General features: G+C 47.6%; 18 protein-coding genes. 7 read left to right on the top strand and 11 right to left on the bottom strand.

Annotated features, from left to right (window positions below; all coding sequences use genetic code 11):
* Nucleotide 1 precedes the first annotated feature (1 nt).
* Entirely contained in the window at nt 2-346 is a 345-nt protein-coding gene (locus G367_RS0109260; RefSeq protein WP_020412844.1) for a hypothetical protein, read from the top strand.
* Between the two features lie 1122 nt (nt 347-1468).
* Here G367_RS0109260 and G367_RS23460 read toward each other — a convergent pair.
* A complete protein-coding gene (locus G367_RS23460; RefSeq protein WP_020412843.1) occupies nt 1469-2152 on the bottom strand; it encodes a TetR family transcriptional regulator in 684 nt (227 codons plus the stop codon).
* A gap of 249 nt (nt 2153-2401) precedes the next feature.
* On the opposite strand from G367_RS23460, the gene G367_RS0109250 reads away from it, so the two are divergent.
* On the top strand, nt 2402-3577 hold the full coding sequence (locus G367_RS0109250) for an efflux RND transporter periplasmic adaptor subunit (RefSeq protein WP_020412842.1): 1176 nt from the start codon (nt 2402-2404) through the stop codon (nt 3575-3577).
* A gap of 11 nt (nt 3578-3588) precedes the next feature.
* A complete protein-coding gene (locus G367_RS0109245) occupies nt 3589-6759 on the top strand; it encodes an efflux RND transporter permease subunit (RefSeq protein ID WP_020412841.1) in 3171 nt (1056 codons plus the stop codon).
* A 78-nt stretch (nt 6760-6837) separates the two neighbouring features.
* Here the strand turns inward: G367_RS0109245 and G367_RS0109240 are convergent, their stop codons facing one another.
* Nucleotides 6838-7431 (bottom strand): FMN-dependent NADH-azoreductase, encoded by a 594-nt coding sequence (locus tag G367_RS0109240; protein WP_020412840.1) that lies wholly within the window; start codon nt 7429-7431, stop codon nt 6838-6840.
* Nucleotides 7432-7534: 103 nt separating this feature from the next.
* Between G367_RS0109240 and G367_RS0109235 the strand changes: the two genes are divergently transcribed.
* Nucleotides 7535-8461, top strand: a complete 927-nt coding sequence (locus G367_RS0109235; protein ID WP_020412839.1) for a LysR family transcriptional regulator — start codon at nt 7535-7537, stop codon at nt 8459-8461.
* Here G367_RS0109235 and G367_RS25605 read toward each other — a convergent pair.
* Together G367_RS25605 and G367_RS0109225 are read right to left on the bottom strand one after the other, a co-directional pair.
* The gene (locus tag G367_RS25605; protein WP_083922701.1) at nt 8458-8955 is read right to left on the bottom strand and encodes a DUF1097 domain-containing protein; all 498 of its coding nucleotides are present in this window, start codon (nt 8953-8955) and stop codon (nt 8458-8460) included. The genes G367_RS0109235 and G367_RS25605 overlap by 4 nt on opposite strands.
* Nucleotides 8956-9046: 91 nt before the next feature.
* A complete protein-coding gene (locus tag G367_RS0109225) occupies nt 9047-9775 on the bottom strand; it encodes an SDR family oxidoreductase (protein WP_211214920.1) in 729 nt (242 codons plus the stop codon).
* Nucleotides 9776-9912: 137 nt separating this feature from the next.
* Here G367_RS0109225 and G367_RS0109220 point away from each other — a divergent pair, with 137 nt between their 5' ends.
* The gene (locus G367_RS0109220) at nt 9913-10800 is read left to right on the top strand and encodes a LysR family transcriptional regulator (protein ID WP_020412835.1); all 888 of its coding nucleotides are present in this window, start codon (nt 9913-9915) and stop codon (nt 10798-10800) included.
* Nucleotides 10801-10868: 68 nt separating this feature from the next.
* Here G367_RS0109220 and G367_RS0109215 read toward each other — a convergent pair whose 3' ends face one another.
* The 5 genes from G367_RS0109215 to G367_RS0109195 form a co-directional block, all read right to left on the bottom strand.
* The gene (locus tag G367_RS0109215; RefSeq protein ID WP_020412834.1) at nt 10869-11714 is read right to left on the bottom strand and encodes a mechanosensitive ion channel family protein; all 846 of its coding nucleotides are present in this window, start codon (nt 11712-11714) and stop codon (nt 10869-10871) included.
* A gap of 342 nt (nt 11715-12056) precedes the next feature.
* Nucleotides 12057-13763, bottom strand: a complete 1707-nt coding sequence (locus G367_RS0109210; protein ID WP_020412833.1) for a thiamine pyrophosphate-dependent enzyme — start codon at nt 13761-13763, stop codon at nt 12057-12059.
* A gap of 673 nt (nt 13764-14436) precedes the next feature.
* Nucleotides 14437-15183 carry a flavodoxin family protein gene (locus tag G367_RS0109205; protein ID WP_020412832.1) on the bottom strand — a complete coding sequence of 249 codons (747 nt, stop codon included), beginning with the start codon at nt 15181-15183 and terminating at the stop codon, nt 14437-14439.
* A 69-nt stretch (nt 15184-15252) separates the two neighbouring features.
* Nucleotides 15253-15951, bottom strand: a complete 699-nt coding sequence (locus G367_RS0109200; protein ID WP_020412831.1) for an SDR family NAD(P)-dependent oxidoreductase — start codon at nt 15949-15951, stop codon at nt 15253-15255.
* Nucleotides 15952-16286: 335 nt separating this feature from the next.
* Nucleotides 16287-17294 carry a site-specific integrase gene (locus G367_RS0109195; protein ID WP_020412830.1) on the bottom strand — a complete coding sequence of 336 codons (1008 nt, stop codon included), beginning with the start codon at nt 17292-17294 and terminating at the stop codon, nt 16287-16289.
* A 193-nt stretch (nt 17295-17487) separates the two neighbouring features.
* Here G367_RS0109195 and G367_RS0109190 point away from each other — a divergent pair, with 193 nt between their 5' ends.
* Together G367_RS0109190 and G367_RS0109185 are read left to right on the top strand one after the other, a co-directional pair.
* Nucleotides 17488-18549: a DNA-binding protein gene (locus G367_RS0109190; protein ID WP_020412829.1), complete on the top strand. Its 1062-nt coding sequence runs from the start codon at nt 17488-17490 to the stop codon at nt 18547-18549.
* Between the two features lie 295 nt (nt 18550-18844).
* The gene (locus G367_RS0109185) at nt 18845-20539 is read left to right on the top strand and encodes a BCCT family transporter (protein WP_020412828.1); all 1695 of its coding nucleotides are present in this window, start codon (nt 18845-18847) and stop codon (nt 20537-20539) included.
* 87 nt (nt 20540-20626) lie between these two features.
* Here the strand turns inward: G367_RS0109185 and G367_RS0109180 are convergent, their stop codons facing one another.
* The gene (locus G367_RS0109180) at nt 20627-22603 is read right to left on the bottom strand and encodes an acylphosphatase (RefSeq protein ID WP_169337104.1); all 1977 of its coding nucleotides are present in this window, start codon (nt 22601-22603) and stop codon (nt 20627-20629) included.
* 64 nt (nt 22604-22667) lie between these two features.
* Nucleotides 22668-23969 carry a diaminobutyrate--2-oxoglutarate transaminase gene (gene ectB, locus G367_RS0109175; protein WP_020412826.1) on the bottom strand — a complete coding sequence of 434 codons (1302 nt, stop codon included), beginning with the start codon at nt 23967-23969 and terminating at the stop codon, nt 22668-22670.
* Between the last annotated feature and the right edge of the window lie 76 nt (nt 23970-24045).

Genomic DNA, 24045 nt, shown 5'->3' with positions numbered 1-24045 from the left:
TATGAGTCTTGTTCACCTACGATTGATACGTACTTACGATGCACAGGAAGAAGCTATTTACGATGTCCAGTCAATTGACTTCAATAAACGTAATCAGGACAAAGTCTGGCAATCATTAGGTGAACTTAATTTTGATAAGTTAAATGCTAAGTATCAATACATACCTACGATGTTGTGGTCTGATACATGTGGTTATCCTAGTGAGTTCGCCACACCGGAAAACCAATCCGCTAACTTTGAAGGGTTGGGTAGTAGCCCTTGGGCTAAAGTGATAATGGGGTATGCAGAGCAGTTTTTGGAAAAAAAGGAATATCCTGAAAGTCATCCACCTCTCTTTTCGAATTAGTTGGGACAAAGGGGTTAGCCATAATTCCCAGGCGTGTACAGCAAATCGAACTATAGTTATCTTGGCGGAAAAAATGGGTGGAGGTTCTACAAGTATATTTTCTGTGATAGCAGATAAACTTGGTAATCTTCAAGCAGCTTCCCCAGAGGCGCTATGCTAATTATGGTGGTAGGCTCAAACAGAGAACCCAGGACACCCATATATTAAGAAGTGAATCAAAAGCAGATCAGTGATTGTCTTTATACTTGGCTTATGGTCAGAAGAAGGGAGGGAGAGGGAACCTGTGCTGATTGTCTAACAATATTGGACCGATTCTATATCTAGGTAGGGAGAAAATCGGCAGGTAATTCTATGAATTTCAGTTTAGTTGTAATTAGGAGAAAGCAACTGCTGACAATCATGCAAACCATACACCCAGCGTTTATTATTCTCAGAATTCTGGGCACTTTTTGAAATCATTTGGTAGTAATAATGCGTAGTCGCTCAGATTGGCTTAGGTTTAACATTTGAATCTTTCTGCAATGGGTTCCAGCTTCAACCCTCTCAGTCAAGAGTAAACCCTGTGGGCACATAATGTGCTTTTGACCGAGAGAGTTGAATATTAATTTGGTTGATCACTGACTTAAAGGCTAGTTCTGATTCAAGGTTTCAATACGATCTTACACTGCCTATAAGATCAAGTCTGAACTAACTCAAAAAAGATTACGGGTTTTTATGCATTTCTGACCCTTCCCATCAACAAAGGAGAGCGCCCTCACCAACATCACTATGATAAAGGCGGAAGAAAAACTTAACTTACTGTCAGAAAACAGTTGACCACTACACTCAAGGCTTCTTGAGCTTACTAGGAAAGAACATTGAGGTATTACTCAAGTATCCGTCGAAATTGTTGGAGATGATATTTACCCTATTTATATCTTATCAGGAATACTTAAAGATTCTGTCACTGAGGAAGCTTAGAAACTCATTCTACTAATGTGTGCAAACCCGGAGAGTACCGGGCTGCTATTTAACTACTCACGGGGGAAAGGAAAAATGATACTTGCAACCATGGTGTGGGAATCTGCCTACATGTGGTTAGCAGCTAAAAACCGCATAGAACTAATAATATTAAAGGCAGGATCAGTGCAAGGTTCGCTGCTGCCGGTCCAAACGCATAGTAGAAGAAAAGCGAATCATATCTAGTAGCGTGTCGATGTAACGCTCGCCCAGTTCACCCAAATCCTCAATTCGTGGAGACTGCAGCCAGTCTTCCAATATGCCAAAAAGACCACCATGTAGCATCTGTTGCGCCAGATCTACATCTAAGTCAGCAGGCAATTGTCCTGCAGTAACTGCCATCTTCATTAAGTTGGCCATGCGCTCTAAGCCAGCAGTGCGGCCCTGCTTGATACGCCGGGTTGATTCACACACTTCACTGACAGCTTCACATGGTAGGAAGATAATCTCGAGGACCCGTTGCCACTGTTCATTGCAGGCAATATCATGGAACAACCAAACCCAGCGGGTACGCAAGGTTCCCAAAGGGTTTTCCCTCAGCTCTTTCCCGGCAGTCTCACATAGTCTCTCACCGGGAAGTTCCATGCGCTCTGTCAAGGCATTAAGCAATCCAGCTTTACTGCGGAAATGGTCGTAGATCGAGCCACGGGTTACCCCGGCCAGTTCAGCCACCTCTGCAAGGGAGGCATGTGATACTCCGAATTCATGAAATACATTCATCGCGGCGTCCAGGATACGCTCACGAGTTGCCGCTGTTTGCTCTTTTCTGAGTTTGGTCATGGGGACTGCAGCTTCTTTTCTAATCATGTTTGTCTCATCTGACCGCATATTCACCGCATTTCGCCGCACGGTAGCTAAATGAGATATTCGTGCAAACCCTTGAAAACACTGGGTGAAAGTGCATCTTAGTCGATTATTACGCGCTGATGAACAGTTGATTGAATTTCATGCGTGCACATAAAATGTCAAGCAACTAGAACTAGACTTTCCTGTCTCTTTTCATGTTTCCCCGCAACTGACCCGCAATACCGGTAGTCAGCCCTTATTGAGGTAACCATGTTCAATAAAAAAGCGCTAATCAGTCTTCTGGTCGCATCCTCTGTTCTTGCGGCCTGCGATGAAAAGGCCGCTACACCGCCGATGATGGCGCCTCAGGTTACAGTTGTCACGCTGGAATCTGAGCCAGTGACCCTCACAAGGGAGTTGCCGGGGCGCACTTCCCCTTTCAAGGTGGCGGAAGTTCGCCCGCAAGTTAATGGCATCATAAAACAGCAATTGTTCCGTGAAGGTGGCCGTGTCGATGCAAATCAGCCGCTCTATCAGCTGGATGATGCCATTTACCGAGCGGATGTGGACAGTGCCCGCGCGAAGTTACAGCGTGCCAACGCCGCCATGAATATCGCGCGATTGAAGGCGGTACGAACTAGAGGCTTAATAAGTAATGGAGCCGTTAGCAAGCAGGAAAATGATGCGGCTGAGGCGGATTTGCAAGAAGCTCGTGCAGATGTAGCCGAGGCTAAAGCGGAGCTGCACCGGGCTGAGATACAGTTGGACTACGCCCAAATTACTTCCCCGATTACGGGCCGAATTGGTAAATCCTCTGTAACCCAGGGGGCACTAGTGACGGCCAATCAGGCCGCAACTTTGGCCACAGTGCAACAGCTGGACCCCATCTATGTGGATGTTACTCAGTCGGCTGCAGAGTTGGTAAGCCTTCGCCGGGCTCTCCAGGCCGGCACACTGGCAGATGCCACTCATCTGCCGGTCAAGATCCTGCTGGAAGATGGCGGTGAGTTTGAGCACCAGGGCAAACTCGAGTTTGCCGAAGCAAGTGTTGACCCCTCAACTGGTAGCGTATTGCTACGGGTAGTTGTACCCAACCCGGATAATATGTTGCTGCCGGGCATGTATGTGCGTGCAATAGTGGGCAGCGGTGTACGCGATAACGCTATTTTGGTGCCTCAGCAAGGTATTGCGCGGGACCCGAAAGGCAATACGTCAGCCATGGTGGTCAATGAAGAGAATATCGTTGCTCAGCGCTCAGTACGGGTAAGCCGCACAGTTGGCAATCGATGGCTGGTAGAAGAGGGGCTTGAGCCCGGCGACCGTGTCGTGGTGGCTGGATTACAGAAAATCCGCCCCGGCGCCCCGGTGCAGCCGAGTGAGCGTGAGGACAAACAGCCACCTGCAGCAATTGGCGATGAAAAAACCACAGCTGAGCAGGGTTCCTGAGGGTAGGGGTTATGGCGAGTTTTTTTATCAACCGACCCATCTTTGCCTGGGTTCTGGCAATTATCACAATGCTGGCTGGTGCATTGTCCATCAGCAAGTTGGCGGTGGAGCGTTATCCCAATATTGCACCGCCCTCTATCAATATTGAGGCGAACTACCCGGGCGCTTCTGCCAAGGTGGTCGAGGACTCCGTTACACAGATCCTGGAACGGAATATGAAAGGCCTGGATGGCCTTCTATATATGTCTGCTACCAGTCAATCCAACGGTGGTGCTTCCATTTCTCTGACATTTGAGAATGGTACCGATCCAGATACCGCGCAGGTACAGGTCCAGAACAAGGTGCAGTTGGCAATGCCATTGTTGCCCCAAGAGGTACAGCTACAGGGGGTCAACGTCAGTAAGTCCCGCGGCGGCTTCCTGATGGTTGCGGGCTTTGTATCTGAAGACGGCAGTATGAATCGCAACGATATTGCCGATTATATTAATTCAGCCATTGTGGACCCGGTTAGCCGGGTACCGGGCGTTGGAAACGTGCAGGTATTCGGCTCCAAGTATGCACTGCGTATTTGGCTTGACCCCAATAAGCTGACCACTTACGACCTGACACCGAATGATGTCGCCGTAGCAGTGCGGGCACAGAATGCCCAGGTTACTGTGGGCAGCCTTGGCGGTGCGCCGGCAGTGCCGGGGCAACAACTCAATGCCTCCATTACCTCACAGGGACGCCTGCAAACCCCGGAGCAATTCCGGGAAATTGTGGTCCGTGCCAATGATGATGGCTCCCTGCTGCGGCTTGGCGATATCGCTCGTGTTGAATTGGGGGCAGAGAACTACGAGTTTATCTCCCGCTACAACCGCCAACCGGCAACGGGTATTGCCATTAACCTGGCTACTGGTGCCAATGCGTTAGATACCGCAGAGGGCGTTAAAGCAAAGCTCAAGGAGCTGGAGCCTTTCTTCCCAAGGGGACTTACCTCGGTCGTACCTTTTGATACCACGCCCTTCGTTGAGGTCTCCATCAAAGGTGTGATCAGTACTTTGATTGAAGCCATTGTGCTGGTCTTCCTGGTGATGTATCTGTTCCTGCAAAACTTCCGTGCAACCTTAATTCCCACGATTGCAGTGCCAGTAGTACTGCTGGGAACCTTTGCGGTTCTCGCGGCATTGGGATTTTCGGTCAATATGCTCACTATGTTCGCCATGGTGTTGGCCATCGGCCTGCTGGTGGACGATGCCATTGTGGTTGTGGAGAACGTAGAGAGGGTGATGCGTGAAGAGGGATTGTCACCAAAGGAAGCAACTAAAAAATCCATGAAGCAGATTACTGCGGCACTGATAGGTATCGGCGTAGTGCTCTCGGCAGTGTTTGTGCCTATGGCATTTATGGATGGCGCTACCGGAGTAATCTATCGCCAGTTCTCAGCAACCATTGTTGCTGCCATGGCCTTGTCTGTATTAGTGGCGATTATCCTGACCCCCGCACTATGTGCCACCTTGCTGAAACCACTTTCAAAAGGGGAAAGCCACGGTGAGAAATGCTTCTTCGGTTGGTTCAATCGCAACTTTGAGCGCGGCAGTCAGCGCTACCAGGGCGGAGTGCAGGGCATCCTAAAACGTAGCGGCCGCTTTATGCTGTTGTTTGTGGCCCTTTCCGCTGTGATGGCCTTTTTATTCCTGCGTTTGCCCAGCTCCTTCCTGCCGGATGAAGACCAGGGCGTGCTCTTCTCTATGGTGCAGGCACCTGTAGGTGCGACCCAGGAACGCACCATGGCATCTATCCGCAAAGTGGAAGATCAGTTTCTGGACAACGAGCAGGGTATCGTGAAGTCGGTATTTTCGGTACAGGGCTTTAGTTTTGCTGGCAGCGGCCAGAATACCGGTATCGCCTTTGTAAATATGGAAGACTGGTCCGACCGGGAAGAGGAATCGCAAAGTGCCGGAGCGGTAGCCATGCGCGCAATGGGTGCGCTGATGCAAATCAAAGATGCCATGGCTTTTGCCTTCGCACCGCCGCCCCTACCAGAGTTGGGCTCATCCGGTGGCTTCAACTTTTACTTAAAAGATAATGGCAACCTGGGGCATGAAGCGCTTACCGCTGCGCGCAACCAATTCTTGGGAATGGCTGGACAGAGCAAATTACTCTCTAACGTACGCCCCAATGGCCAGGAGGATACGCCGCAGTTCCGGGTGAAAATTGACAACGCCAAGGCTGCGGCCCTCGGCTTGTCTATTGCCGATATTAACAGCGCGCTGAGTACCGCTTGGGGTGGCTCGTACATCGATGATTTTATCGACCGCGGCCGGGTGAAGCGGGTTTATATGCAGGCGGATGCGCCATATCGCATGGTGCCGGAAGACTTCCAGCTTTGGTCTGTGCGCAATGACAAAGACGATATGGTGCCTCTATCTTCCTTTGCCAGCTTCTCCTGGGAGTACGGATCTCCTCGCCTGGAGCGCTACAACGGCGTGCCATCCATGCAAATCAACGGCCAGGCAGCTCCAGGAGTCAGCTCTGGTGAGGCCATGGCAGAAGTGGAGAGACTGGTAGCTCAGTTGCCGGCGGGTGCTGGTATTGAGTGGAGTGGCCTTTCTTATCAGGAGCGTGCCGCCGGAGCACAAACACCACTGCTTTATACCCTTTCATTACTGATTGTTTTCCTGTGCCTTGCCGCACTTTACGAGAGCTGGACAGTACCAACAGCCGTATTGTTAATGGCGCCTTTAGGTATTCTTGGCGCGGTGCTGGCGAATAGCTTGCGGGGGATGGAAAGGGATATCTATTTCCAGGTGGCCATGTTGACCACTGTGGGCTTAACCAGTAAGAACGCCATTTTGATTGTGGAGTTTGCCAAGCAAAACTTAGAGGATGGTATGGAGCTGGTGCAGGCTACTATGCGTGCAGTACGCGATCGCCTGCGCCCTATCCTGATGACTTCTTTGGCTTTTGGTTTGGGAGTTCTTCCGCTGGCGATAGCCACTGGTGCAGGTTCTGGCGCGCAACGCGCAATTGGAACCGGGGTACTGGGGGGAATGGTTGTGGGCACGCTGCTGGGAATCTTCTTTATTCCTTTGTTCTTTGTGGTGGTGCAGAGACTGTTTGGGAGAAAGGCTAATAATAAAGAGTCATCTCAGGCTGATGCTCCTGAACGCAATGAGACTGAGGCTGTAGAAGCTGTATAAATTTATATCTGAAAAAGCCAGGCCGGATAATAGGGCCTGGCTTTTTTATTTCCAATGAATGCGGTAGCACTTGCAGGTTTAAGCAAGCTCAGTAATACGTTCATTTGCAGCTGCGACGGCCTTTTCTTTTGCCTCTTCACCGGTCGCAAGCCCCTCCGTGTAAACAAGTTCAACATCGGTGATACCTACAAAGCCGAGGAACTGACGTAGAAAGGCACTCTGCGCATGATCGTCACCGTGATAGCCACCTCGAGCGACAAAGACGATTGCTTTCTTGTTCTTCAGCAATCCTTCAGGACCATTCGCTGTGTAGCGGAAGGTGACGCCGGCTCGGGCGATATGGTCGAAGTAGGTGTGCAGGGTGGAGGGGATTGTGAAATTGTACATAGGTACACCCAGTACCAGCACACCTGCCGAAGCAATCTCTTCAATAAGTTTGTCCGAAAAATCAACAATAGCTTGCTGATCTGCGGTGCGCTGCTCAGCCGGGGTAGTGAAGGCCTGGAAGCGCTCCTGAGACAGGTGGGGCACCGGCTCTGCCACCAGATCACGCTGAATTACTTCGCCATCCGGATTATTCGTTTTCCAGCTCTCGATATACTTTGCAGCCAGCTGGGAGGTCTGTCCTCCGGCTTGGAACATGCTGGATTGGATATTGAGCAACTTTGTCATGACTGGTTCCTAGTGAATCAATTAGCTTGAACACTATTGAAACATTGGTTAAATCGATTAAAAATTAGAAAATTTCACTGAAATCTATCGAAATATCCGATTTATGACTAATCAGTTTGCCAGATCATCTTCAAACCCGAAAATTACGCTCGAGCAATGGCGGTGTTTGGTAGCGGTTGTTGAGGGCGGAGGATACGCCCAGGCGGCGGAACGCCTGCATAAGAGCCAGTCCTCGGTAAGCTATGCGGTGCAAAAACTGGAGTCTGTGCTGGGTGTGGCCGCATTCACTATCAGTGGCCGCAAAGCAGTGCTGACAAAAGCGGGCGATATGCTGTACCGCCATGCACGCCAGCTGCTGGAGGATGCCGCATCTTTAGAGGCTGCAGCCTGTAAGGCTTCTGCTGGCTGGGAGTCAGAAATTGCTATCGGCATAGAGGTCTTTTTTCCCACTTGGTTATTATTGGAGTGTCTTGACCAGTTTGGCGAGGAAAGCCCGCAGACCCGTATTGAAGTTTATGAAACCGTTATCGGCGGTGGGCCTGAAGCACTGCAGCAGGGCAAGATCGACTTCGCCATCAGCCCACATATTCCCAAAGGTTTCAATGGTGAGCTGCTCTACAGCCCGGTGCGAATCATTCCCGTTGCCCACCCGGATCATCCTTTACACCAATTGGGGCGAGAGCTGACCTTGCGAGACTTACGCAATCATCGCCATCTGGTGGTGCGGGATACAGGCTCACAGAGAACCAGTCGGACCCATACGGTAGATGTGGCCCAACGCTGGACTGTCAGCAATATGGCCACCTCCATTGGCGCGGCCTGCCGTGGCTATGGTTTTGCCTGGCTGCCGGAGGAGAAAATTAGACAGGAACTGGAAGAGGGCACCTTAAAGCCACTGCCCATACGCGGTGGCAATGAAAGGCAGGTGTCTATGTACCTGATATTTGCCGATCGCGAGACTACAGGCCCAGGAGCAGGAAGGCTGGCTGAAATTATTCGCCTGCGCCTAAGAGAATTGGAAGCAGATTAATCCGCTTTATTTTTTCCTGGTAGGGATTGTGTATAGGTACATAAATGGCCTGAGGATATTCCCAGGAGAACAGGGGCGATCAGTGAGGCTATTCCTATATAAGTGGTCTCGGCATGTGCAGCAAAAAAGGTAATTAACCCCAGAAACCAAGCGGCAATATTGCCGATAATGGGCTTTCCTCTGAGGAAAACCACGATAAAAGCTACAATAAATACTGTCGCAGCGAAGGCAGCTTTACCCATGACAGGCAGTAACACACTGTTTATTACAGAAGCAATTACGCCGAGTAAAATTCCCAAAGTGACACAAATACTACTGGTTAATGTGTTCGATATAGAGGTGGGCCTGGTGAAAAAGACAACCCAGCCGACAAACATTGCCCACGGAGGTAAATTTGTTGCAAGGCAGGTAAAGGCGGCGGCACTGGCAATAGTTGCAGCAATAAAGGTATCTCTGCTGTGCTTTAGGTTTAACGCCTGGATTAGTGAGGACATCGGCTTTCTTTCCAAGTCAGAAAAATAATCAATAGCAGCAGCTAAAGTTTCTTAAACTGCTGCGAGTAATGAGCCGGGCTTAGGGGTGGATTTATATAATCCCACCATTAACCCGAATCACCTGCCCATTGATCCATCCCCCTTGCTCCCCGGCCAAAAAGGCGACCGTGTTTGCAATATCTTCCGGGCTTCCCAGTCGCTCCAGTGGAGACAAGTTGGCGAGGCTGTTCACCATCTCATCAGTTTTGCCATCCAGGAAAAGTTCGGTTGCTGTTGGTCCCGGGGCAACAGCATTAACGGTAATATTTCGTCCTCGCATCTCTTTGGACATTACCTGTGTCATCGCCTCAATGGCGGCTTTGGTTGCTGCGTAGATACTGTAGGTGGGCATATATAGGCCTACAACACTTGAGGACAAGTTGATAATTCGCCCACCTTGTCTAAGGCGTTTACAGGCCTCCCGCATTGTGTTGAATGTACCTTTAAGGTTGACGGCAACCATGGTGTCGAAGTCTTCTTCTTTACTTTCGGCTAAAGTTGCTAACTTCATGATGCCAGCACTATTGATAACAGCATCAATACCACCAAAGGTGGCTTCCACAGATTCAAATAATCTAGTAACTGCGTTGGAATCACTGACGTCTGCCTGAACGGTGACGGCCTTTCCTCCGGCCGCTTCAATCTGATTTAACAGCTTTTCAGCGGCATTGAAGTTGCCAACGAAGTTAATCAAGATTGTGAAGTTGTCCTTTGCCAGTCGGGTGGCAATAGCCGCACCTATGCCTCTGGAAGCGCCGGTGACTAGTGCAACTTTTTCCAAAATGACCTCCAAGCTGATTGGAGTCACAGCTGTGACTCTATGAGTAATGTTCCCGAAGAGAATAAGCTCGTGGTTTGAGTAGATAATCTAGCTAAAATGGAACCTATTGTTCTAACTAGATAAACAATGGGCTTAATATGGATAAGCTGGATGCAATGCGACTCTATGTTCGAATCGTTGAGCGTGGCAGCTTTACCGCGGCCTCTAGCGATTTGGACATTCCCCGATCTACCTCTACACAAGTGATCAATAAGCTTGAAAAGCAGCTTGGTGTGAGGTTGTTACAGAGATCTACACGCAAGGTAAAAGCAACGCTGGATGGGGAGCTGTATTACCAGCGATGTCTATCGATACTTTCGGATGTAGAAGAAGCGGAAGGTGCATTTAAGGGCTCGTTGCCGAAAGGGGAGGTTCGTGTCGATGTACAGGGAACAATTGCTCGCCACTTCGTTATGCCTAAGCTTCCGCAATTTTTTGAACGTTACCCCGATATTACTTTGGTGATGAGCGAAGGGGATCGCTGGGTTGATTTGGTCCAGGAAGGAGTGGACTGTGCGATCAGATATGGTCATTTAGCCGATAGTGAGTTGATCGCGAGGCGTCTGACAATGCTGGACAGACTCACCTGTGCTTCACCGGGTTATCTTGAGCGCTACGGCACCCCGAAATCCTTACTTGACTTGAGCCATCACCGGGCAGTGGCCCTCCGTTCGATAACAACGGGGAAGTCAACGCCGCTATCATTTTGCGTTGGGGACAAGGTTGAAACCATGGAAGCTATAGCGCCTATCACGGTAACGGGTACGGAGAGTTATCGGGATGCCGTTAAATTAGGGATTGGCCTGGCCCAGTTCCCCAGGTTTCATGTTGAAAAGGATCTAACTGAGGGCAATCTAATAGAAGTGTTACCTAACATTCGCCCACCAAGTGAACCGGTTTCTGTAGTTTTTACTCAGAATCGTTTCCTGTCGCCTAGAGTCAGGACTTTTATTGAATGGTTAACAGAAATTTTTGCTGATCATTAGGGTGTAGGTGGGAGCAACCCAAGCACTGGGAAAAGCTATCCACCAGTGCTTGAGATAGAATGCCGTTGTTAGTTTCCAGCCTTCAAATTTTTTGTTTTCTCAAACCAGAAATTATAAAAATCTTCGGTCACTAGCTGTTCGATATTTGTTGCCTCTTCACGAGGGCAAAATATTGTAGCGGTGATCACATCATGGCCAAGATCATTGGTTGTAACACTCACTTTCGCGTCAGGGCCAGATAGCTCCACGCCCATACGACTCTCAATCAGCTTGCAGTAGCGCTCGGCAACTTCCCGGAATGAATCGCAGTGTTCCTTCAAGCGTTCTGCAATAAACTTCTTGGCCTCAAAAGGGTTTATTTCACTGCGTTCGCGAGTTATTGAGAAAGTGTGCTCGATGTAGCGACGCATGAAGTTCAGGTTCTTTACCGGTTGGGTGAAGAACGCATTATTGGGAATGTAAAGGGTGGTTCCAGTATAACCATTGCCAAGTCCGTGAGGGTCGATTTCCAAAAGTGTGGTGCTTAACCAATCACTGTCGGTGACCTCACCAAACTGGTCGCCAACTTTAATCCAGTCCCCAACGGTGAAAGAGCGCATATTGGCTTGATATAGACCGCCAACCAAGCACTGTACAGCCTCACGAAGTGCCAGAACAATTGCCACAGAGAAAGCGGCAATAGACAGGGCAAAATCCCGAAGTTCACTTACCCAAATCACCATTAAACCGACTACCAGCAATAAGTTGCCGATATTATGTACAGTATTGATACGGCGACGTTTATCAGCTTTCTGCCAGCTACTTCGGGCAATGGCTAGCGTAAGCAAGCCGCGCAACAGCATAATGGCTGTAACTAGGCATACAGTGACAAATAGTTTGCTATCCAGGATGTGTTCCAAGAACTCTGGTTTCATTCGGAAAAGGGACCTCACGGAGATGGGTAAGCCACCATATCAACGCTCGACTTCTCGATGAAGGCGGGCATACAAAGTCAGAGTGGTGGGGACTGGTAAAAATTACGAAGGCGGGCAATCTATCCTTGGTTGTGAATCTTGTAAATAGCTTGCTAAAAATGTGGATAGGATTGGCCAAATGCCCATATTTTTAGGCTATAGACACCCAAAAAAGACCAAGTATAGGATATCTCTATCGATAGCTAGAATCGGGGAGAGTTATCGAAACATCTCATCCGTTGGTTAACATTATGAGGTGAATTAGACACATGTCCAGGTCTGAGTTGATACAGGTTCTCTAGTTTATGGCACAACTTTAACATCGAGCAAAAATGTTTTCCCGGTCTGAATACTTTGCAATCCTTTGTTGATAGCTTTTTTTAACTCGCTTATCTCTTTTACTCGCAGGCCTTGCCCTCCGTAAGACTCGACCGTTTTACAATAATCAGGTTCAGGCTGTATAAGATTGCCAACAAAATGATTATTTTTAACTGCTGCACCATTTGGGAAGTACTTTTGTATATTCCAGGTTTGCGATAAGTACTGGTTGTTGTTACATAAGACGATGAAAAGCGGTAATCCATATTCCTGAGAGAATCCCAGCGCAGCCGGAACAGGATTATAGTGCCAGGCGCCATCACCAATAATGCAAACGACGAGCCTGTCGGGGCTCGCAAGTTTTACCCCTAATGCTGTGCCCAATCCGGTTCCTAATGCACCACACCAGCCTCTAAATTGTTGAAATAATTTAGTACTGTACAAATGATTCAGCATCTGAGGAACCTGGGCAACAATCTCATCGATGCATGCGCAGTTTTCGGGTAAAGTATCATGTAAAACTCGGAATAATTCTGAAGCCGGAATACCTTGTTTCGTTGCTTGTAACACTTCTTGTGCATCTTTACGGTTTTTTTCCCGTATTGAGTTTGAATAACGTGACCAATCATTAGCACGCTTTTTGTTATCAATTTTTTTGTCTTCCAGTGAGGCTGATATTTGCTTCATATTGAGAAAGCGGTCACCTGCAATAGTATGGGTTGTTTTGTAACCCCAATAGGGCGCACGAGGCCTTAATGGATCTTCTTCAAGATGAATGACAGTGCAATCAGGCATTAATGCCCGGTGGGGAGGATGCCAGGGGGCATTACAGCCAATGAGCAGAATGACGTCAGTTTTATTGAGGATTTCACTTGTAATTTCAAACCCATACAGCGGGTGAGACCTGGGGAAGTTATGATACGCAGGCATCATGAACTCGAAAACAGGAGCTGCAAGAGTTTCAGCGATATGGATTAGTTGTTCTTTTTCAGCTTTTGTTCGTCCACCATATTCTGTGATAATAATAGGTAATGATGCACTTGCTAACAGATTTGTTATTTCTTCTATTTGGCTTTTTGTAGCCACTACCGGACTTGAAGCCAGAACGGGAGGCAGAGACTTGGGTGCTTCATGTAGTAATATATCGAAAGATACTTCAAGTAAAACGGGCCCTCGCGGGACAGCATTTGCAATAAATTGGGCCCGATTAAGCTCTTGTACTAGATCAGAAGAAGTTATTGCTTTTTTTGACCATTTGACGACTCTTTCTCCCTCTATTGCTGGGCCTGCAAAATCAACAAGTAAAGAGGGCCATTCCGGACCTGGATCGGTTGTAGCATCCTCACCGTAGGTTAATGAATCAGGTGATATAACGAGCATCGGGATTCGTTCTTGTAATGAGGACCTTAGTGCCATAGAGCCGTTTAATACTCCCAGACTGGAAGGGAGAAAAACAGCCTGCGGCTTTCCCTTAACCTTAAAGTATCCATAGGCAAGGCTGACAGCCAATAGTTCATGACGACAACGAAAATAGCGTATGTTTATTTTATTTTCTCTAGCAGCGAATACTTCCCACACTGGCGCCATAATGGCGATGGGCGAGGCAAAAATACAATCTACTTTGTTTGCATCTAATTGATCAATTATGGCATAAGCGCCATTGTATATTGGATGTGTTGTAGAATGGCTCATAAATAAGTTTGCCTTCTATATCCCTGTTTGCATGTTCATATTGATCGATTTTCTGCGTTTGTTTCTTATAGCTTAGTTCGTTTCTATTTTTAAGTTGCTATAAAGGCTAATAGGCCATCATGGTTATGAACCTTAATTCAAAGAAAGTAACTGTTATTTTTATTGGGGCTTTACACTATTGTTTTTTCAAATAGCACCTGCTTGTGAGTGCCTTTTTATCAGTCAGTGAGTCGTGTCCGATTGAGTTTTCTATGGGCAGTGATGAGCTCCTGAAAGAGTGATTTGGCTGAGGTTGAGGCTAAGGCGATGAGCGTTGGATATTTAGTATGATGGTATTAGGTTTCGAGGATGAATGCTCCAGCGCGAAATGGATAATGCGCAAATTGACCACTGGCTTTCGCGCGTGAAACTACCTATGACATGAAGCAGACACATTGGGTTTCTTGGTCATAAGACTGGCAGTACCGCTATCTGGTTTCTATGCGGCAAGTTCTGAGGGCAACTTTCAATAGTGCCGATCAATAGCGATACGAAATGGTTAGATATATCCTCAGCAAAAGGCTATTACTTTCTGACTTAGAGCCAAGGTAAGGCATTGATACATCATGCTTCGATTTATTTATACTTCCCCGCCAATCGATGGACACAGATTGATCAACGGGGGAGGGCGTCCCTATCGATAATCGGGGTTGGGAAAATCGGGCTTGCAGCCTGCATCCCACGCCGAGCGCTGATTTCCATGGGCAGGGATACCACCGGCATCTTTTATTATTCTCGCAAGGTGCATCAAATTCCATGTCATAAAGGTGGTGTTGCGGTTGGTGAAGTCATTTTGCGGGCCGCCAGAACCTGGGTCCAGATATGAGGGGCCAGGGCCTGCTTCACCAACCCAGGCTGCATCTGCTTGGGGTGGGATAACATAGCCAAGATGTTGCAAGGAGTAGAGGATATTCATCGCACAGTGTTTGGCTCCGTCTTCATTGCCAGTAATAAGGCAGCCCCCGACTCGCCCATAATAGGCGTATTGTCCCTGGTCATTCAGATCAGATGAATTGGCATAAAGCCTTTCTATAACCTGGGTGCATATGGATGATTTTTCCCCCAGCCAAATAGGTGTTGTTATAACCAGGATATTGGCCTCAATCACTTGTTGAAATATCTGTGGCCAGTCATCGTTCTCCCAGCCGTGTTTAGTCATATCTGGGTAAACGCCGAAGGCAATATCGTGGTCAACTGGTCTCAGTACCTGTACCGATATACCGTTTCTTTGCATGATTTCTCGGGAGATAGTAACCAGTCCATCCGTATGGGATAGTTCCGGCGTAGGCTTCAGAGTGCAGTTAAGAAATACAGCTTTCAGGTCAGAAAAGTCCCAACGGCTGGATTCACACTCTTCAATTTGTTTCTTGTTAAGGGTCATTATTGGCCTCCTTGCAAAATCTGGTTCCCGGCAAATCAGAATGAGCAGTTTTAACTTAGCTGATAGTTGTTACCATTTCTCCACATGGGGCCTAAGATCCACCTCGAAAGTCCAGGCGGATTTGGCCTGGGTTGTCAGGAAAAAGGCCGTGTCGGCGATATCTGGTGGCTGCAAAAATGTTTGATTATCTCTTGTGCTTCCATCTAGTGTGCGACTTTTACTTACCGGCCCATCAATGATCAGGTAGGCTACATGTACCCCTTTGGGCCAAAGATGCCTGGCCATCGATTGGGCAAGACTGCGCTGCGCAGCCTTTGCTGATGCAAAAGAAGCAAAGTTCGCTCCGCCGCGGAGGGAGGCGGTTGCCCCCACAATAATGATGTTTCCTTTGCCATGCTGGATCATCTCAGTAGTCACCAGTTGGCCGAATAGAGCGCAGCCCCGGCAATTTATCTTCCAATCCGATTCATATTCATAGATATCGAGATTTTCAATGGTGCAGGAGTGGCCAGAGCCAGCGTTGTAGATCAATGTTTCGATTGGGGCCATTTCAGCTTGGATACGGCTGAATACATCGGCAATTTGATCAGGTTTGGTAACGTCACAGATGTAACTCTTTGCCTCGCCCAGCTCAGCCTGCAATTTATCTAGGTAACTTTTATTTCGGGCAAGAAGCGCCACCTGGTAGCCTTCGTGATTAAACTTCTTGGCAAAGGCGGCCCCATTCCCGGGTCCGACGCCTACAACGACGCAGGTGGGTTTAGCCATGGTTGGTGTCTCCAGGAAAAGCTGGTGAGTCCTGACCCGGGCCAATTTACGGCTCAAAAAGAACTATTTTGGCGCCTGGGTACAAGAGTGCTGTGGTAATTAGGGTTAGTTAGTAGATATTGCCCGTTGCTGCCCGGAGAGTTTAGTTGGTCCCAGGTGTTTATTGGCGAGCGTGGCTGATTTTATGAGCTTGTCAGTGTAGACAGCCTGAGATAGATGGAAAGTGGATCGGCAGGTTGGGTCTTGGTGCTCCCATAGGGCGATTCAGCTCAAGCTTACAGATTTAGCAGGCTTTTTTTCGGGAGCCTGAGGCAGATTCCGGGCTCCCATAGCAGCTAAAGTAATTCTGCCATCTTCTTCATAAGAATTGCTGAGGCGTTTTCGGTGAATTGTTGCCCTTCCTCAATGTACTCCCAAACTGTGGCATCACTTTTCCAGCCACCTTGCTTTTTGATCAGCTCAAAACCAACCTTTTCCCGGGCTGCAGATGTAGATAGTCCGCGGCGGAAGCTATGGCTGCTGAGTTCATTGATGAAGTCAAATCCACAATCTGCCCCAAGCTTCTTCAGTAGGTCATTGATGGCAGTGGGATTTAATTGCCGGTCCTGAACTGTATCCCAGCGGTTAACCGCTCTGAATACCGGCCCACGAACAATACCACTTACTTTTAGCCAGGTTTTGAGGGCTTGAGCTGGGCAGGATTCTGGTTTACCGAAGGGGAGGGCACGCATAATTCCTTGACCGTTTTGATCCGTTTTGGATTTAGGTAGACGTACAATCAGGCCTTCCTCCTCCCAGACCAGGTCTTCCACCTGGATCGCTACCAGCTCGCTACGCCGAAATGCCCCAAAGAAGCCGATTAGAATCAGAGCGAGATCCCTTGCCTTCTTATTTGAATCCGGTTGCGAGCGCAACTGATTAGCCATAGTGGCGATGTGTTGGAGGCTCAAAGCCTTGGCTTTTTGTTTGGGCTTGCCATGCGTGCGGCGAATACCGCGCATAGTCTTTTGTACCAAGGGTTCGGTGACTGGATTTGGAATTCCCTGATACAGATGCCATTGGCCAATGGCGGTAAGGTGCAGATCCAATGTGCGAGGGTTCAACTTGTCTGCCCGGCTCATCAGATAGCTCACTAGTGAGTGGCCATCGGTAGGCAGCCTGCCACCCCAGCGTTCGAACTGGCGGATGGCTGAGCGGTAAGCCTTGCGCGTGCTGTCAGAGGTGGCCGCGCGCAGGTATTTCTGGATGTCCTCCTCTGATAGCAGAGCGTCAGCCTGTCCAGTTGTACTAAGAGAGCTGGTTTTTAGCGGGGGTATCCCGGGCGGGGAGGGCTGGATTCCCATGATTTTCAAGACACCTTAAGAAGTATTGTTTGTACTGGTGGTACGGGAAATGCGTGCTTTCTTATGAATATAACCTTCGATAAGAATCATTATCGAAGGTTATAAAGGTAAATTCAAGAATTGGTTAATTGTATAGTATTATGTAATATTACGTATTACGTAATTTGTAACGAAATAATCTAAGGAAAGGCTAATGGCACGTGCAGGGGTTACTTATTTCGATATTGTTGAGGCTGCGAAAGCGGTAAAGGCCCTGGGGGAAGAGCCAACGGTAGATCGGGTGCGATCTCACCTGGGAACTGGCAGCAAAAGCACTATCGCGCCACTGTTAAAGCGCTGGCGTAGCGAGATTGCCAATGACACAGATGTTAGCGGCCTCCCTAGGGACCTGGTGGAGGCTCTCAAAGGGTTACACCAGCGCATCCAGGGGCAGGCGGACCAAAGAGTTGAAGAGATTCAGCAGGAATTTAAGGCTCAGGAAGAATCAATAGCCGCCCAACTCAGCGAGGTTCAGGAGAAAAACTCCAAGCAGGCGGCCAGTGTTCGTGAGCTGGAGCGGAAGCTGGCGATTGCGGAAACCGAAAAGCGCCAGCTAAAGCGGGCTCTAGATGATACACAGAAAGCAGTTGAGAAGAGCGAATTTCAACGTGAAGAGGGTTTGGGCCGTATTCAGGAGCAGAAAGAGTCCATTGAGGAAATGAGGCTCGAGAACCGTGATATCCGTGAGCACTTCGAGCATTTCCAGCAGCGAACAGCCAGCGATCGTCAGCATGAAAGGGATCAGTTCCGCTCCGCAAATGAGCAGTTGAAAGGTCAAGTCGCCATACTTACTGAGCAGTTGGCACTGACCGAGCGCAAGTTAAGTGAGCAGGAGCTGCTGAATAAACACGGGCAGGCACTGGTGGCAGAAGTTAATCGAGAAAAGCATGATCTATGTGAACAGATTGGAGCATCTCAAGCGGAAGTCGAGGTGCTTAGAAGGCAGGCTGAAGATCAGGGCAAGCTGGACATGGCTAGAGCTACGGAGATAACCAGCTTACAGAACCAGTTAGCCCAACTGCAAAGTGACTACTCAGCTCTCGCCAAAGAGGCACAGTTACAATATCAGTCCATGGAAAAGCTCGAAATAGATTTGACTTTATCCAAGGACCGCATAGAGCAGCTGGCGGATGAAAATCGTATCCTGCTGCAGGAAAAGGCGATGATACAAGGGCAGTTCACCCAGCTGGAGAACTCCCTGAAAATTCAGAAGTGAAAGCCTTGTGGCAACGTTCAAGTCGTTGAGGTTATGAGAGAAGCGGGCTGAAAATAGGCGTTGACTCTCGTGGTCCAGAATACATATACGAGGAGAAAGTGGAGTCTGCATTGAACTTCAGTGAGATGTTGATAAAATCCACCAGCATAAAAGCAAAACTAAAAAGCAATTCATTCTGATTCCTTCTTTTATATAAGTTCTAGCTCAATAACATCGCCTTATTTTCAGTTCTTTATATACAGTCTCACTTGCTTTTATTTTGCCGCAGTTTTTTATGGCAAACAGGAGGCAAGTGTTGTCCAGTAACTTTAGAGAGATTATTGATAAGCCCACTTTCTTTGGAGCGCTGGCGCTGCTGATAATGGTGACTGTGCCCTTGGTGCTTTACCCTGAGGTCGGCGCAGCCTGGGTACTGGTGGCTAAGAATTTTGTCACTGACAAATTAGGGGTCTTTTATTTGCTGCTGGGAGTTGGGGCGATTCTGTTTATGGTCTACATCGTATTTAGCGATATAGGCCAGATCAAACTGGGTAGCCCTGAAGAGAACCCTGAATTTTCAACACTATCCTGGGCTTCCATGCTTTTTTGCGCGGGCATTGGGGCCTCAATCCTCTATTGGTCCATGGTCGAGTGGATCTACTACTACCAGTCTCCGCCCTTTCAGGTTGAAGGGGGAACGCCTGAGGCTGCACGCTGGGCGGTCGCTTACGGTATATTTCATTGGGGGCCCTTGGCGTGGTCTATTTATTTGATACCGGCACTACCTATTGCCTATTTCTACTATGTACGCAATCACAGTGTATTGAAGATCAGTGAAGCACTGATGCCGGTTTTGGGGGAGCAGCGGGCGCAAGGGGGTATTGGCAAGCTGATTGACGTCTTGTTTGTGTTTGGCATGCTTGGAGGTGGTGCCACTACCTTAGGGATTGCCGCTCCTTTGATTACCCAAGGCGCTCATGAACTGCTAGGTGTGCCAACCGGGCTGGGTACCCAGGTAACCGTACTAATGATCTGTACGCTGATCTTTGGCTATAGCGCATTTGTAGGCCTGAAGAAGGGTATTCGGGCGCTTTCCAATGTGAACATGTGGCTTTCGATCGCCCTGCTGGTATTTGTTTTTCTTGTTGGTCCAACCCTGTTTATGCTAAATACCGGGTTAGATGCCTTGGGCCGTGTGCTGGACAACATCTTCCATATGGCATCCTGGACTGAGCCATTTGCCAGGTTTGAGCAGTTCCCGGAGACACACTTCCCGCAAGACTGGACCATCTTTTACTGGGCCTGGTGGTTGGTTTTTGCACCCAGTGTTGGTTTATTTATTGCTCGCATTTCTCGCGGCAGGACTATCAAGACGATGGTAGTCGGTTCTATCTTCTTTGGTACCCTGGGTTGCTTTCTGTTCTTTATGGTGTTGGGTAACTACGGAGTTTATCTTCAATTTTCCGGTGAATTGGATGTTGTACAGATATTAAATGAGCAGGGGGCTACAGAGGCTATCTTTGCTACGCTTAAAACACTTCCCGCCAGTAAGCTGGTCATTCTGGTTTACACCATACTCGCGCTTATCTTTACAGCAACTACCTTTGACTCCATCTCTTATATTCTCGCTGCTGTGGTGCAGAAGGAAGTAGATGAGGAACCAGCGCGATGGAATCGCCTATTTTGGGCTTTTGCTTTGTCTGTGATGCCGGTGACTTTGATGTTTCTCGGTGGATTAGACACTCTGCAGACAGCCAGCGTTATTGGTGGAGTCCCATTGCTTATTGTTGCCCTCCTGCTTTGCATATCGATCGTTAAAGCTGCTGATTATGATTTGCGCTACCAGCCTGATTATGAGGAAAAGGAAATTTATATCGAAGACTTCCCGAAGGAAGACCCCTGGACTAAGGAAGGGGACTGGGAGATACCCAGTCATGGCACCCATGGGATATCACATGACGATAAGCCCCATATTGAAGGTGACCCTAGAAGCCATCCGTCCAGGTTATAAGAACAGGTAATGCTCTGGTGAGCGCTCTAAGGCACTTTTTTCTAGAGGTGCCTTCTAGATCACTCTTAAAAAATCAAGGAGTTGCCATTAGCTAACCACCACAAAGCTTGAATGTTGAATTTTACTATATTCTTCAATTCGAATTATATCTCCATAGTTTGCTCCCATGAGGTCTTGGCAGGTGGTAAGAAAGTCATCAAGAGCTCTGGGCGCCCCCTCTAAAAGCATTTCCAAGGTTTCATTTTGGATGTTTTTCGCCCACCCTGAAATGCCAAATCTTGCCGCACTTTTTTGTATTTTTTCAGCAAGATCTTTAAAAGATACCTCTTTACCTAGTTGGATATGTATAGATTTTTGAATGGTTATAGTTTGATCTTCACTTTCAAATAAAGAGTCCAGTAAAGCGCCAGCTACATCTCGACCAATACCAATATCTGGATGGTGATGCCAAGCCAGAAAGGGCTTGTATGTGACATCTCTAATTGCCCATTCCTGGTCTTTAGGAGATGCAGATATATCTTCGGCAATAATAGTTACCCCGGAAAGGTAGGGGTGGAACAACTCTGATATAACATGACTCGCAATCTCTGTGAATTTGCAATGTATCTCCCTGGTTACTTCCTGCCATCTATGGTTTACTCCAAGCTCTGTATTTAGCTTGTATCCTTCATGAATGCTTTGAAGTACGGACACTACCGCACCATCTATTAGTACCAGCCTGTATATCTTTAGTTTTTCACCTACATCATTTTTACTGAAGTAAGGTATTTTTTTGTACTTCAGGAAGCTTGAGAGAAAACTTTTATCATTGCATATTATTCGCGACACTAAAGATGTGCTTTCTGGCATGCAGCCAAGAAATAGGTGCGATTGTTTTTTATTTTTGGCAATAAACACATTGTCATCTACATCCTCAGTTTTGATTCCTTTCCTTAGGGCAGCCTGTTTGATGAATTTTATTGAGTTTCCAAGCTCTCTAAGTGATGCATTATCACTTATGGTGTAAGAGTATTGAGGGGCTGGATTGTAGCTAGCCTTTTTGTTTCCAGTGGCCGCAGATGGGTGTTTTAAAACATATTCAAGTAATGCTTTAGGGGTGTTAATCTGAGCGCCGTATCCCGGAAATGTAGGGGAAGATATATCTGGATTGGAGTTAACCTCAAGGACAACGGCCCTGGCATTTTCCTTTTCTGTATCCACAATCATGTCAACGCCTGCCTGTATAATTCCAGGAAAAGTAGCGGCTGCCCTCTCTGCAATTTCAAGTGTTGCCTTATCTACGTGGTCAATAAAATTGACTATTTCCCCCCCAACTGTTGCCACGCTTGTAAGCCATACTCGCTCATTATGCTCGGGGACATAATCTAAAGTGAGGCCCTTCCTATCGATCAGGTCAAACCGATTGATCGGGTCATGAATCAGATTAGGATTGAGTTTTCTGCGTTCATTTTTCTTTTCTATCAAATGCCTGATACTGCTTATTCCGTCGCCAATTACATTCGCAGGAATTCTAACAAATGCTGTTACGGCTTTGCCTCCAATTACCCAGACCCTTAAATCATATCCGTCAATGCTTTTCTCAACAATAATTTCCTTACTGTACTTTGCTGCAAATTCCCAGCCGCTAATGAATTCTTCTTCGGTGCAAATACCGGTGGTAACACCTCTGGCCATGGAAGCATTGTTTGGTTTGATGGCAACCTTGCCATTAAAGTTCTTGAAATAGGCAAGAGCGCTCTTAATATCCTTGAAAACATTCCCCTCCGGAACCGGCACTCCATTCTCAGTTAACATCTTCTTTGCAATGTTCTTGATTCTTGCACAGTAGCTATGAACACAGGAGCTTGATGGGGAGTTGCTCAAGAATGGGACTCGCAGGTCCCCATTGATGATCTCGTAAATAGATTTTTCATGAAACTTGAAAGTGCATCCTAACCTTTCAGCTTCTGCAGTTATTATTGGCAGGCTAAGATCTCTCTCCTTTACTTTAAGAAAAGGGGAGTTGGAATAGTCATTCTCTTCAGTGAGAATATTACTTAAATTTATCTGTTTCTCATTCAACATAAATATATACATCCATGTATGTTATAGGCTCTAGGTGTTTTCTATTCTTGGTCCGCTGGATAAATTATATTCGGCAGGTGTCAATGTTGGTCATTGTCTGCAGTATATTTTCTTCCCTGGCAAAGACTTCCTGAAATGCTTTTTCAATAATATCGATACCGCCTTGAAGGTTTTGATCACTGGTAGTTAGGGGGCAAAGCAGTTTAAGAACCTGGTCATCGGCGCCACTGGTCTCAATAATCAGCTGATGTTCAAACGCATACTCGGATACCCTTTTGGCCAGATAGCCTGTTACGCAGTCGATGCCTTGAAACATACCACGGCCTTTACTTTTCAGTAGGCCCTCGCCGTATTGATTAATAATGCTGTTAAGACGTGAGGAGATATAGCTGCCTTTTCGCTTTATATCTTCAGAGAAGCTAGGGTCTGACCAGTAGTGGTCAATTGCCGCTTTTGCGGTTACAAATGCCAGGCTGTTACCGCGGAACGTACCATTGTGTTCTCCGGGCTTCCATTGATCCAGCTTGGGTTTCATTAAGACTAGTGCGATCGGTAATCCATAACCTCCAAGCGACTTGGAAAGAGTGATAATATCGGGCTCAATTCCCGCCTCTTCGAAACTGAAGAAATCGCCTGTTCGTCCACAGCCAGCCTGGATATCATCAACTATCAAAAGCAATTCATGTTTTCTGCAAACACTCTGTAGATTTCTTAACCATCCGATACTGGCACTATTAATACCGCCTTCACCTTGAATTGTTTCCACAATAACGGCAGCTGGTGAGCCGATACCACTACTGGAGTCCGATAGTGCCTTATCCAGGTACTCCGTTGTGTCAATGCCGTTCCCCAAGTAGCCGTCATAAGGCATTCGATGGGTACCACTTAGTAGAATACCTGCCGCATCTCTGTGATAGGAGTTTCCCGTTGCTGTGAGGGAACCAAGACTTACACCATGAAAACCATTGGTAAAGGCAATAATGGCTTGCCGTCCAGTGACCTTGCGGGCAACCTTCATGGCGGCTTCTACTGCATTAGTACCTGTAGGTCCTGTAAATTGGATAATGTATTCCATGCCCCTGGGGGCAAGGATATTGTCACTAAAGGTTTGGAGAAACTCTCCCTTGGCCTTGGTGTGTAGATCCAGACCGTGTGTAATACCGTCGGCCCGGATGTAATCCAATAGAGCCCCTTTGAATAGTGCGTTATTGTGCCCATAATTGAGTGCACCTGCTCCAGCCAGAAAATCTAAATACTGGTTTCCATCCAGGTCCCACAATAATTCACCTTTTGCGCGACAGAACACCTTTGGGAAGGATCGTGCATAGCTTTGCACTTCCGATTCAACCTCATCGAAAATCTTCATTCTGTACTCTTAATGAAGTTTGGCTATTTAAATGAGTGTAGTGGTATCCCAAATAGGGTACTTATATGGGAGCTAA

The organism is Microbulbifer variabilis ATCC 700307, assembly GCF_000380565.1.
GTDB classification, from domain to species: domain Bacteria; phylum Pseudomonadota; class Gammaproteobacteria; order Pseudomonadales; family Cellvibrionaceae; genus Microbulbifer; species Microbulbifer variabilis.
Note: the sequence above shows the minus strand (reverse complement) of the source record. Positions and strands in the feature narration are given on the sequence as shown.

Coding starts and splice junctions, on each gene's coding strand:
- G367_RS0109260 (WP_020412844.1), top strand. CDS start 2: ATGAGTCTTGTTCACCTACGATTGATACGTACTTACGATGCACAGGAA.
- G367_RS23460 (WP_020412843.1), bottom strand. CDS start 2,152: ATGATTAGAAAAGAAGCTGCAGTCCCCATGACCAAACTCAGAAAAGAG.
- G367_RS0109250 (WP_020412842.1), top strand. CDS start 2,402: ATGTTCAATAAAAAAGCGCTAATCAGTCTTCTGGTCGCATCCTCTGTT.
- G367_RS0109245 (WP_020412841.1), top strand. CDS start 3,589: ATGGCGAGTTTTTTTATCAACCGACCCATCTTTGCCTGGGTTCTGGCA.
- G367_RS0109240 (WP_020412840.1), bottom strand. CDS start 7,431: ATGACAAAGTTGCTCAATATCCAATCCAGCATGTTCCAAGCCGGAGGA.
- G367_RS0109235 (WP_020412839.1), top strand. CDS start 7,535: ATGACTAATCAGTTTGCCAGATCATCTTCAAACCCGAAAATTACGCTC.
- G367_RS25605 (WP_083922701.1), bottom strand. CDS start 8,955: ATGTCCTCACTAATCCAGGCGTTAAACCTAAAGCACAGCAGAGATACC.
- G367_RS0109220 (WP_020412835.1), top strand. CDS start 9,913: ATGGATAAGCTGGATGCAATGCGACTCTATGTTCGAATCGTTGAGCGT.
- G367_RS0109215 (WP_020412834.1), bottom strand. CDS start 11,714: ATGAAACCAGAGTTCTTGGAACACATCCTGGATAGCAAACTATTTGTC.
- G367_RS0109210 (WP_020412833.1), bottom strand. CDS start 13,763: ATGAGCCATTCTACAACACATCCAATATACAATGGCGCTTATGCCATA.
- G367_RS0109205 (WP_020412832.1), bottom strand. CDS start 15,183: ATGACCCTTAACAAGAAACAAATTGAAGAGTGTGAATCCAGCCGTTGG.
- G367_RS0109200 (WP_020412831.1), bottom strand. CDS start 15,951: ATGGCTAAACCCACCTGCGTCGTTGTAGGCGTCGGACCCGGGAATGGG.
- G367_RS0109195 (WP_020412830.1), bottom strand. CDS start 17,294: ATGGGAATCCAGCCCTCCCCGCCCGGGATACCCCCGCTAAAAACCAGC.
- G367_RS0109190 (WP_020412829.1), top strand. CDS start 17,488: ATGGCACGTGCAGGGGTTACTTATTTCGATATTGTTGAGGCTGCGAAA.
- G367_RS0109180 (WP_169337104.1), bottom strand. CDS start 22,603: ATGTTGAATGAGAAACAGATAAATTTAAGTAATATTCTCACTGAAGAG.
- ectB (WP_020412826.1), bottom strand. CDS start 23,969: ATGAAGATTTTCGATGAGGTTGAATCGGAAGTGCAAAGCTATGCACGA.